Source organism: Oliverpabstia intestinalis (assembly GCF_009696065.1).
GTDB classification, from domain to species: domain Bacteria; phylum Bacillota; class Clostridia; order Lachnospirales; family Lachnospiraceae; genus Oliverpabstia; species Oliverpabstia intestinalis.
This window is the reverse complement of sequence record NZ_VUMS01000043.1, coordinates 1-11,337: the sequence shown is the minus strand read 5'-3', so window position 1 is coordinate 11,337 and position 11,337 is coordinate 1. Positions and strand designations below refer to the sequence as shown.

The following is an 11,337-nucleotide window of genomic DNA, read 5'->3' as shown; positions in this document are numbered from 1 at the left end:
CCATCCACCTCTGGACAGCTTTCGTGTCTGGTCTGAAAACCAGTCTTACGGTTGCTCTCTGCCGACTTCACCGAGCTCTATAAACTTTTGGAGAGAGCCGTTGCATGCTCCCCGCCATTCGGAGTATCAGGGTGGCGCTTCGGGACGTTACCCCCTCATTTCACCCATCGGAATATCAGTTCTCCAAAGTTTCGGGCTACAATTGCCCTTCGACTTTGTGCGCAAGCTTTTCACTTACGAACGTGTCGCACGATTGTCATTTCCATAACCTTCCATCAGGTTGATGACACCCCAGACTCCAAGGCCGGCCCCGATGGCAACTACCAGTGTCTGCAAAATATTAATTGCGCTCGTAAAAAATCCCATATATTTTTTCCTCCTTCATTTGATCATTTTCTTTTCTTCTTTCTTTTTCCGGTGTTCCAGTTTTCCCAGGAACAGGGCGATCTGTTTCTTATCCTCATACAAACCTCCATCAAACAAAAAAATCCGCTCCCTATGGAACGGTTCTCAATACTGTCTGCTTCCTATTTCTTTACAGGCTCCACAAGCAGGAGCAGATATGCCATATGAGTTGTCAACTCTGCCATTTCATCATCGAATAAAAATGTCGAAGCTACCACCTCTCCTGCGGCATATCGGTTGTCACATCTGGACCGGAGCTTATCAATCAGCTCACCAAAATATGCTTTACACTTTTCCGTGGGGATCAATGCTGTAATCTTCTCCATATGGAGGATAAACGGAATATAATCCTCTTCAATAGAAGTAAATTCAAATACAAAGAGAGATTCACTTCTCCCCCTGCGTCTCATTGGTCTAATCCACATATCGTTCTCCTTCCTCAGCCTCTATGGCTGCAATGTCTTCTTTCGTTATTTCGTATTCATGCATTTCAAATGCTGTATCTCTGGAAATAACCAGCTTGTGTTCCAGATACTTTTCGATATCGAACTCATTTTTCCTGTTGTAATCAGAAAGCTCCTTATACCTTCTGTGCTTCGTAATATCATATTTGTCACTGAAAAACGGACGAACACCTCGAAGCTGCAGGATACACTTATTGCCATCCATGACTGCCAGCTCATCCCGACTCATCAGATCTTTTCCTGTCTTCTGATAATTCAGTCCATAGGAGCGGTTATTCCCTCTGGTATCTGAAGTGTTATACAGATCAATGGTCTCTTTTCCAAGGGTTTCGGATATCTCCTTTAGGGTAGAGCTTTCTTTTCCGCCAAGAAATAAAACCGTATCACAGTTGCCTATGATGGTTTCTGCCGCATCCTTATAAATTGTCTTTAGCTGAGACTGTGACTGCAAAATGATAGAAGCCGATATTTCGCGGCTTCGGATCGTAGCAATCAGCTTGTCGAATTTTGGAATCTGCCCGATATTACTGAACTCATCCAGCAACAGACGGACATGATAAGGCAATCTTCCTCCATGCTCATCATCTGCTTTATCGCAAAGCAGATTGAAAAGCTGGGTGTACATGATAGCAACAATAAAGTTGAAGGTGTCATCTGTATCACTGATAATGACAAACATGGCTGTCTTCTGGTCTCCCAGCATATCAAGCTCCATCTCATCGTATCGTGTCAGCTCCCGAAGCTCTGCAATATCAAATGGGGCTAACCTGGCACCACAGCTAATTAAGATAGATTTGGCAGTTTTTCCGGCTGCCAGCTTATATTTGCGGTACTGGCGTACTGCAAAATGTTCCGGATTCTCCGCTTCCAGCTCTTCAAATAGTTCATCCACTGCATTTTTGAATTCTTCATCTTCTTCTCTGGTTTCACTGGCATTGATAAATTCCAGAAGAGTAGCAAAATTCTGTTCTTCCTCCGGTGCTTCATACCAGATGTATCCAATCAGAGCAGTGTAGAGAAGACGTTCAGCCTTGACCCAGAAATCTTCGGTTGCTTTTTCTCCTTCCCCTTTTGTATTTGCAATGATCGTATTCACCAGTTTCAGGATATCTTTTTCGCACCGGATATAGTGAAACGGATTATAGTGCATGGATTTTTTGAAATTGATCGTATTCAGAACCTTGATCCGGTATCCATGACGGACTAACATTGTGCCGCATTCAACAATAATGGTACCTTTCGGATCTGTGACCACATACGATACGTTATCCGGCATCTGCATGAGGTTGGGCTTCACATAGAATCGTGTTTTACCGGATCCGGATCCACCGATGACGATCACATTTTTGTTTCTTGCATACTTCGGAAGTTTCGGGCGGCTGTTCATAGTCAGCCTCTCCGTCTGTGTCAGGATGATATTATTTTCAAATACCGGATCAATAAATGGTTCAATGTCTTTTTCATTTCCCCATCTTGCAGAACCGTATTCTTCGCCCTGCCGGAACTTTTTTGCATTTTTCCCTTTCATGTACACAACACAGCGGAGAAGTAACGCCCCGATGATACCGGCTAAAAGATCCCGGATGTGGAAGCTTGGTATCCACGACCGGAAAGCTACTGGAAGATTCATCAGCATAACACCAAGCTTTTGAACCACAGTTCCGCCGATACAGTGCCGGTAAAGCCATGCACATTTCTCTACCACATAGAAAGCGATGAGATAGGGAATATTCATTGCAACCAGCTTTTTAACACTGACCTTTGATAAGCTTTGCCGGATTGCTGTTTCCAACTTTCCCGGACTTCTGGCTTTTGGTTTCTTTTTACTCATCGCTGCTGTCCCCTCACTTTCTGTTTCACTTTTTCTCTCTGGCGGTGTTTAACGTTCATCTTCTGCACAGACTTCTGCAGTTTCTTCCGCACAGAAGGCTTTTTGGATTTCTTCATGGAAACTCCTGCATATTCCTTAAATGCAGCTGTCATTACATCCACATCCTTCGCCTTAAAGAACACCAGATACCTCTGTGGTGTCACACTGTCATCCCTTTTCAGGCTGTAATCAATGCCATATTTCCGGGCAACCCGATCAAAGGATTTGATATTCTGGTTTGTGATCTGAATATTAGTCAGCTGCGCTCCCTGTTCCTGCAGCTGCTTGATTGTCTGCTTGCCATGGGGCTTTTTCTTTTCCTGTCTTTGTTTTTCTTTTTCAATTCCACGCTCCCTGGCCTGACCCTGCTTTTCTGCCTGTTTGATCTGCGATGATTTCTGACCTTCCCGCTCCAGCTCCATAAGAAACTTTCTCATGGCAGCTTTTACCATAGAAGCAGTAATCCTCGCTCCCTGTACACTCAGCGTAATAATCTTCTCATTTACCTCTTCCTGCATTTATCCACCTTCCTTCTCAATCAGGGGAAGAATTCCCTGTTCTTTTAAAAACTCATATAAAAATCTTCTGCCTTTCTGCGTCCATTCTGTCTGGATCCTCACGACCGGACCGGTGCGGTTTGGATGCATATAGATTGTTCTGCTCTGGACATAACCTTTCCCGGCATAATCAGCATATAACACCCATTGGTCATTAACTTTATACTGGATCCTAAGATCATGAAGAAGCCGATTAAATGAAACCGCGCTGTACCCATAATCTTTTGCAATCTGTGTGACCAGAACAGATGAGGGGGAATTCATGATCAGATCCAGATAAGCAGCTTTCGGTGCCATATCTTCCAGAAGCATCTGCTGTTTGATTAGCTGGTCGCCAAGCTCCGTACATTGTTCCTGCAGCTTTGCAATCTGGGTATTCGCTAGCTGTAATGCCCTTGCCATCACCTGTTCCGGCTGATTCCATGCTTTTTCCAGCTCCAGAAAATACTGGCGATACAGTTTTCCTTTTTCATTCCGAAGAAGCATACAGATATGCTTTGCCATATCCACCGTAATATAATGGTCAACACTGCATCTGCCTCCGGTACTTTTATTCATTTTTGGATAAAAGTCCTGGCCACTCACAAAACCAAGGGAAATAATACGGTCGATCCAGACACTGTACTGTGTCTTAATACCCAGAGCCTCATACAGTTCTCTGGCACAGATTAAGGGACGGTCATTTTTAACTTCCACTCGCAGCATCGGTATCATAGCATCCGCCTCCCTTTTTCCCGCGCATTTCTTTTTGGAGTTTTGCAATACAGTATCCGATACAGGGTGTATGTTTCCCATAGGGGCAGGTTTTGCAGTTCCCTTCCTCATAGTCATTTGGCTCCTTCTTTTCCTCCGGCATCAGGTAATAACATTCCGGCAGAATACAACCTTTGTTTTTGCCCTGCCACCAGTAGCAGTAGTCACAAGACTTTGGCTTGTCTTCCAGATACTTTCTTCCATCAATCTTTGCTCCCGGTAATATCGTTTCTTTTCTTCCCATGTTTTTCCTCATCTTTCTGAAATGCATTAAGGGCATTCATGGATCTCCTTTCCGATTTCCACAAATGCCCTTATGCTTCTGGTTCATCATTATTTTATTTCTAAGTTACTATTTACGCTTTCTTCTGATTCCAAAAGCGACTCCAAGACCACCGGCACCGATACCGAGCAGAAGCAGCCACAATTTCATGTTGCGGTCATCCCCTGTTTTTGGAGTATCTGTCGCCGGAGCAGATGGTTTAGCTTCATCCACCATCGTTACATGCTGAACTTCACCGGTATCTTTTACTTCGAATTCCACATCATTGGCAACCAGATATCCATCCGGTGCGATTTCTTCACGAAGCGTGTATTTTCCGATCGGAAGCATTTCGATGTAATGTGCTTTTTTTGTGGAAGTCCAGCTTTCCACAACCTTTCCATCCTTGTCCAGGATCGTAAGTTTAGCACCCGGAAGTTCCTTCCCTGCAATATCCTGTTTAGAGATTTCCACTTTTGTCACGTCATCTTTCATCTGATGCTTCTGAATTTCCGCTGTATTCTCTACGGTAAACTCGATGCTTTCTGCAGTCACATATCCATCGGCTGGCTGTGTTTCTATCAGAGTGTATTTCTTACCTACTGCCAGCTCTTTGATCACATGAGCTTCTTCTGTAGAAGTCCACTCATCAACAGTGTTTCCATCCTCATCTACCAGTTTCAGCTTACATCCCGGTATTTCTTTTCCACCAGTCAGATCGGTCTTTGTGATTTCAACTGTTGTTGCTTCATCTTCAAATATAAGATCTACAACAACAGAATCCTCATTTTCACCGGCATAGGAAACAGTAAATTCCTGTACTTCCTCTGCATTTACAAATCCGGCTGGCGCATAGAGTTCTTTCACATAATATTCAGCATCGATTGGAAGATCAGCAACAAAAGTAATTTTGCCTTCGGCATCGGTTGATTTCAGCTCGATGATCTCATCTGCTTCAATCAGCACCTTTCCGGTAGTAGAGGATTTGATATCTTCTTTGGCATAAAGACCAAATACGCTGCCTTCCAGTACACGATCCTGATCTTTTTCCTTTTTCACAAGATTAATGATCACTCTCTGACGGTGATTCTGCCAGTCATCATTATAGGTTACAACCGGTGTATTCTGATCCACATAGCTTAGATTCACATGACGGATTTCTGAATCGAGAACATATCCGTGAGCTGTTCCCACTTCTTTGACATAGTATTTGCCCAGTGGAAGATTACTCAGTTTTGCAATGCCGGTTTCATCTGTCGTAATCGTTGCCACCAGCTCATCTGCCTTATAATAATCTTCGCTGACACCATCCGCAGCCTTGATATCTTCCTCTGCATATACTTCGAAAGTAACATCGGTCAGGCTGCCGGTAATATAATGGAAAATATGTTCCACCACACCTTTGATCTGATCTACAAGAGACACCTCATCCAGAAATTCTCCCTTTTTATTCAGGATTAGTTCTGCAACCGGCACTTCGTCTTTCATTTCCACTTTCTGGATTTCTGCAGTATCTTCAATCGTAAAAGTGATATCATTTGCAACAAGGTATCCATACGGAGCAAATTCTTCGCGAAGTGTATAGGTCTCTCCAACGGTCAGACGTTTGATCACATGTGGTTCGTCTTTGGAAGACTCCCAGCTGTCGATGATATTTCCATCCTGGTCAAGTACCTGCAGGTACGCACCATCCAGTTCTTCGCCTGTGGTGATATCGGACTTCGTAATTTCCACAACTGTCGGCTCGTTTTTCTTAACTGCTTTCAACTCAACGGTCTGAATGTCCTGTCCCTGATAAGAAGCATCAAAGCTCAGAATCTCATCAGAAGAAACAAAACCGGCAGGAGCATGAAGCTCTTTCACATAATACTGTCCGAGAGGCAGATCCAGTGTACATTTTGCCTGACCATCTTCATCGGAAGTCATCTCCTGAAGCAGGGTATCTGCTTTTACGATTACTTGGCCATCTTTATTGATGATATCTTCGGCATTGTAGATTCCGAAGACAGCACCCGGTACGACATTTCCATTATCTGCATCCTGTTTCTCGACAGAAATCGACACTTTCTGTCTTTCATTGGTGAAGGACACCTGGTCAAATACAACCGGGGTATTCTGATCTGCATATACAAAAACAGCTTTTTCACTGTTCTCATTATGAACAAATCCTTCCGGTGCCTCGGATTCTTTTACATAATATTCGCCAAGAGGAAGATCTTTCACATACGCATATCCATCTTCATCCGTAGTTACTTTTGCCACCAGGGCATCCTTTGCATAATACAAGGTACGGTTTCCATTTTCATCCACCTGATGATCGGCAGTAAAAATATCTTCTGCAGCATATACTTCAAATGTAACGCCTTTCAGTCCACACAGCTCATACTGGAAATCATGATCATAACCGGCAAGAAGTTCTCCCTGTTTGAAAATGGTCAGTTCTCCCTTAACCGGATGATTCTCATATTCCACTTCGATAATGGCATCTTTACTGGTCGGATCGATCATATAGGCTGTGTTAGTATCTACAGATACCGTTACATAAGCAGAAGACTGTGTATATCCTTCCGGCGCGGTCACTTCTTCGATTCTGTAATTTCCGATCTTCAAATTGTTCGGAAGGATCAGATATCCGTTCTCATCGGTAAAATATGATTTGTGAACTTTGGTAGAAGGATAAGTAGTAACCTGCTCGACATATTTCTGATGATCCAGATCATATACTTTAAATTCTGTATTTGCCAGAAGCACACTCTTCTTTGTTTCATCATCTTTCTTGATGATCTTCAGCTTTGCCTCAAATTCCTTATCCAGAAGCACACGCCATACCTGCGGAGTGTCTGGGTGATTCTCATTGATTGTAACGATAAAATCATCCACCGGTTCATAGTTGTGTTTACTGGTTGTCTCTTTTACCACGTATGTTCCATACGGAAGTGGAATAGAGCAGGCATAACCCTTTTCATCTGTAAACATCTCTGTTTTTCCATCTGCTGTGATAACAACTGGATTCGCAGAAGAGAAATCATAAGACCCATCTGCTTTTACTTTCAGATCACTTGCCAGCCAGGCAGAGAAACCAATACCTTTCAAAAGATCGGCATCTGTTTTCCCGTTATTCGCTGCCTTGATAATCTGAAATGGCTGTTTGATCACATCTTCTTTGGAAATTGCTTTTCTTTCTACAACTGGTACATTTGCACCTTCGTAAGAGCAGTCTACCTCATGTTCTTCCTGATCCAGCAGATATCCAACCGGAGGAGTCAGCTCTTTAAAATAATATTTTCCCAGATACAAATTGGAAACCGAAGCCTGTCCGTTTTTATCTGTAGTCAGGGATGTGATCTGGGTTCCTTTCTTATAAAGGACACCTGTTTTCCCATCCGGATGTACAATATCCTCACGTGCAAATAAGCCATAAACAGCACCTTCCAACGTTGCATCACCCTGTGGGGTATTTCCTGTCTCGGCATCCTGCTTATGAAGGGAAATCGTTGCTGTCACTCGTTTATCGGTCACATTCATATTGGATGTTTTTCCAATATTCAATGTTACATTGTAAGCTTTTGCATCAATCGTATATCCTGTCGGAACGGAGATTTCTTTCAGATATACAACTTCCTGTGTCTTCTCAATCGTAACTTTTGCTGCACCATTGACATCCGTTGCCGGCATCTGTTTGATCAGCTGTGTACATGCAGCATCGCTATAGATACCATAAACCGCACCGGCCAGAGTATTAGATGTCTCACTGTCTTTTTTCACGATAGAAATATAACATTCCTTGGTCCATTTTACTTTGAAATCCACATACTTTTCATTTCCGACACCTTCACCAAATACCAGTGCAAGATCCTGTGTGGAAGATCCTGTTGTTATCTTATAGGCAGAATACTCTTTATCAATGCTTCCTTTCATCTTTGAAGAGAATAAAGCACCCACATCCTCAGCTTGAGATAGTGGGGCAGTAAGATAGAACTGTGTTCCACCGCAGATTTCAACGCTCGCACCTGCCGCACTGGTTTTGCCGGTAGTCACATTCACAAGCTTTACTCCCTGTGGAAGTTTAAAGGTAATGGTCTGCAATTCATCTGCTTTGAATGTAATCGTCTTTGTTCTCTGGATATTTCCTTCCACATAAGCGTTCACATCACTATCAGAAAAGCTCATATCCACATCCGGGATATCCGGCATATTGATACAGTAGTTATAAAGCTCCTTAGCAAGAGACCGTCCGGTTGCGTTCGTACCGGAATCCCAGTCACTGGATCCGTTGGCATATGCTGCCGCAAGGTGTGTGATAATAAATCTCTTACCAGCAGAGAAATCCGGGTGTTTTTCATCAAAGAATCCATTCTCGTCACTGGCTTTTGTTCCATAGTAACAAACCTTTGCCAGAGTCTTGCCATCAGATAATTTTGTAATAGAGTACGTACCATCATCCGGTCCATTCTTAGATGGCTGAACACAATATGCTGTCGCTTTGATTCCACCCCAGGACACATAATATGGTGCTGTAATGTAAGAACCTAATCCATAATCAGCATAATGATACCAGCTGCCTCTTGTAATAGATACGGACTGGCTACCGGTTTCTGCAGCCGCTAAAAGCATCGGCATTTCAAAAGTGACCATTTCTCCGGCTTCCAGTTCATTTAAGGCAATTCCCTGATCTACCGCCTCTTCCATAACTTCTGAAAGAGTAGTACCGGTTTCCGGATCAACCGTCTCCTGATTTTCCGTTGATTCGATCTCTGCATCAAATTCTTCCTCGGTGATTTCTTTCCCGGTAACCTCTGTTTCTGTCTCAGCTTCTGATACATTTACCGCTTCATCCGTTTCCGGCTGTTTCATTTCGGAAGAATCCGTTTCCGATTCATCATCACTATCCTCAGATTCTTCTGTTTCCCCGGTACCGGAATCCTGATCTGAAGAACTATCCGAATTCACAGTAGTGTCAGCTTCTTTTGAAACATCTTTTACCGTAATGTTTCTGCTGATCTGATACACCGGATGATCTGTTTTCTGGGGTTCAACAGAATATACCGTTTTATAGATATCTGCATGATCCGTAGAAAACTCTTTCCCTTCATCATTCTGGGCTGCCATGAGCTTCACTTTGGCTTTTTCACTGTCCGGAATCTCAATTCCGGAAAAGTCTGCTTTTACATCGAATCCAGACCCAACCGTTACTTCGATATCTCTGGCAGTTACCACTTCATCCTGATCCAGCTGATCTTTAATTTCCTCGTAATAAGGGATTCTACTGTCAGCTTCATCTGCGGGAGCAGCATAAGCAATTACCGGAGAAAGGGCATTGGTAAACAGTGTAATAGCTGTCAGCATACCTGATACAATTCTCATTGTTTTTCTTTTAAATTTCATGTTCTCATCCTTTCTTATTTGTCTGTATACGAAATGTTTCAGTGTAAAATTTCATATCACTTCATTTTCCTCACATCCTCCTCTCGTTTCAGATTTGTACTATTTGGGACAGTCAGCACTCACGCAAATCTCGTGATTTCTGAGATAACAGCACAAAGATGTGGCGGTATTCACGAATCTCTGTAAACACCGCCACATGGTTTCTACTGTCATCCTCCGATTTGGATTCAGACAAATAAATATTCTATTTTGAGCATTTTCCTGTTTTCATTCCCAGACCCGTTCCTGTTTCGGTTTCCATATTTCCGAAACGTATGCTCTGGCCAGATACGCGAAAGATGCATATTCAAGCCAGGTATCATTCTGGGCAGGCTATGAAGTTTTCAAGGTACGTCGGAAATAAATCCTTATACCTATCCAAAGATTCAGAGCCTCTTATACAACATGGATTGAAAATTATTTTTTATTTCTTTTTCTTTTGACATCACTTGGATTAACTTGCATATAGTTACGGATAATCACAAGTGCTCTCTGGATCAGTCCACTAGCTGCCTGCTGAGAGATTTCGAGATTCTTTGCAATCTCAGCCTGAGATGCACCTTCACAATAATATGCAATTACTGCATATCTCTGTCGTTCATTCAAAAGATCTGAAATTTCTCTCATCATTTCATTCCAAAGCACTTTTTCTGTCATATCAGGTACACAACGGGCTTTGATACTAAAGAAATCATTCTCCTCAATATCAATAGAAATCACTTTATGATTTGACAGAATTCTCCGTCTGCTGTCTTCTACACGATCCATACCAACCATCAGCGGTAAGATGTACCAGTTTTCGTTTTCAAAAAAGTCTGCTCCAAAAGCATCTTTTCTGCCATCTACCGCGCTGTAATCATAGTCCTTACATTCATGTAAGCGAAAAACAGTTCTATGTCTTCCCTCTTCATACAAAACATATCCGTTATCATAAACACTGATTTCCACACCATCTTCGATAATTTCTTTTACAACAATTTCCGCACCTGTATTCAAAAGCTCCTTTTTTCTCAAAATCACTTTTTTCTCGTCTGCAACCGGAACTCTCTTCTTTAAGTCTTTTAATGTCATCATATGGACCACCTTTCTGCCTTGCGGCTACGGGTGATCCAGTCTGCATTTGTTTGGAATATAAAAATTGGTAGCGGAAACAGTCCCGGACCAACCCGTTTTTTTTAAACGGGAGTCCGCGACTCCTCAGCTACCTTTTTCTCTGATGTGTTCTACCTCCTTATTCTCTTTTCATTGCATAATAAACAACTTTTTGAGGCCTTTCATTTTTGCAGATATTCTGTTTTTCATATTTTTCCTGTGTTTTCAGAATAAAAAATCCCTCTATCTATCCAAAGTCTCAAGGGTTCTTATACAACATGGATCTTGAAAAAAATAAAAAAACCGGCAAAACAAATGCACTTGATCGTACAGAATCGAAAATGATTCCATAAACCAGTTACAAATGTTTTGCCGGGCTCTTAATGATTCCAGTCAGATTCAGCTCCTTGACAAACTCTTGATATCCGGTGCAGTCTTGATGGTTCCAGCCAAATTCACCGCCCTGTCGGATATCTCATTCTTATTCACTTTTATGATTTCTTTCCGGAA

The 11,337-nt window shown here is 42.5% G+C and carries 7 protein-coding genes and 1 pseudogene; all 8 read right to left on the bottom strand.

Translation table 11 applies throughout. From position 1 onward, the window contains the following. Window positions 1–237: 237 nt before the first annotated feature. Window positions 238–366, bottom strand: a pseudogene (locus FYJ57_RS13980) (Maff2 family mobile element protein); the annotation flags it as partial. Between the two features lie 161 nt (window positions 367–527). Then, a complete protein-coding gene (locus tag FYJ57_RS13975; RefSeq protein WP_154433127.1) occupies window positions 528–830 on the bottom strand; it encodes a hypothetical protein in 303 nt (100 codons plus the stop codon). Beyond that, a complete protein-coding gene (locus tag FYJ57_RS13970; protein WP_235904595.1) occupies window positions 820–2,604 on the bottom strand; it encodes a VirD4-like conjugal transfer protein, CD1115 family in 1,785 nt (594 codons plus the stop codon). Before FYJ57_RS13970 ends, FYJ57_RS13975 begins: the two co-directional genes overlap by 11 nt. A 92-nt stretch (window positions 2,605–2,696) precedes the next feature. Beyond that, entirely contained in the window at window positions 2,697–3,257 is a 561-nt protein-coding gene (locus FYJ57_RS13965; protein WP_154433125.1) for a PcfB family protein, read from the bottom strand. Then, entirely contained in the window at window positions 3,258–4,010 is a 753-nt protein-coding gene (locus tag FYJ57_RS13960) for a phage antirepressor KilAC domain-containing protein (RefSeq protein WP_167513789.1), read from the bottom strand. Next, window positions 3,982–4,293 (bottom strand): hypothetical protein, encoded by a 312-nt coding sequence (locus tag FYJ57_RS13955; protein ID WP_235396639.1) that lies wholly within the window; start codon window positions 4,291–4,293, stop codon window positions 3,982–3,984. Before FYJ57_RS13955 ends, FYJ57_RS13960 begins: the two co-directional genes overlap by 29 nt. A 108-nt stretch (window positions 4,294–4,401) precedes the next feature. Continuing rightward, on the bottom strand, window positions 4,402–9,696 hold the full coding sequence (locus FYJ57_RS13950; protein WP_154433123.1) for a SpaA isopeptide-forming pilin-related protein: 5,295 nt from the start codon (window positions 9,694–9,696) through the stop codon (window positions 4,402–4,404). A gap of 456 nt (window positions 9,697–10,152) precedes the next feature. Continuing rightward, entirely contained in the window at window positions 10,153–10,809 is a 657-nt protein-coding gene (locus FYJ57_RS13945) for a sigma factor-like helix-turn-helix DNA-binding protein (protein WP_154433122.1), read from the bottom strand. Window positions 10,810–11,337 lie beyond the last annotated feature (528 nt).

Coding starts and splice junctions, on each gene's coding strand:
- FYJ57_RS13960 (WP_167513789.1), bottom strand. CDS start 4,010: ATGATACCGATGCTGCGAGTGGAAGTTAAAAATGACCGTCCCTTAATC.
- FYJ57_RS13955 (WP_235396639.1), bottom strand. CDS start 4,293: ATGGGAAGAAAAGAAACGATATTACCGGGAGCAAAGATTGATGGAAGA.
- FYJ57_RS13945 (WP_154433122.1), bottom strand. CDS start 10,809: ATGATGACATTAAAAGACTTAAAGAAGAGAGTTCCGGTTGCAGACGAG.
- FYJ57_RS13970 (WP_235904595.1), bottom strand. CDS start 2,604: ATGAATATTCCCTATCTCATCGCTTTCTATGTGGTAGAGAAATGTGCA.
- FYJ57_RS13975 (WP_154433127.1), bottom strand. CDS start 830: ATGTGGATTAGACCAATGAGACGCAGGGGGAGAAGTGAATCTCTCTTT.
- FYJ57_RS13950 (WP_154433123.1), bottom strand. CDS start 9,696: ATGAAATTTAAAAGAAAAACAATGAGAATTGTATCAGGTATGCTGACA.
- FYJ57_RS13965 (WP_154433125.1), bottom strand. CDS start 3,257: ATGCAGGAAGAGGTAAATGAGAAGATTATTACGCTGAGTGTACAGGGA.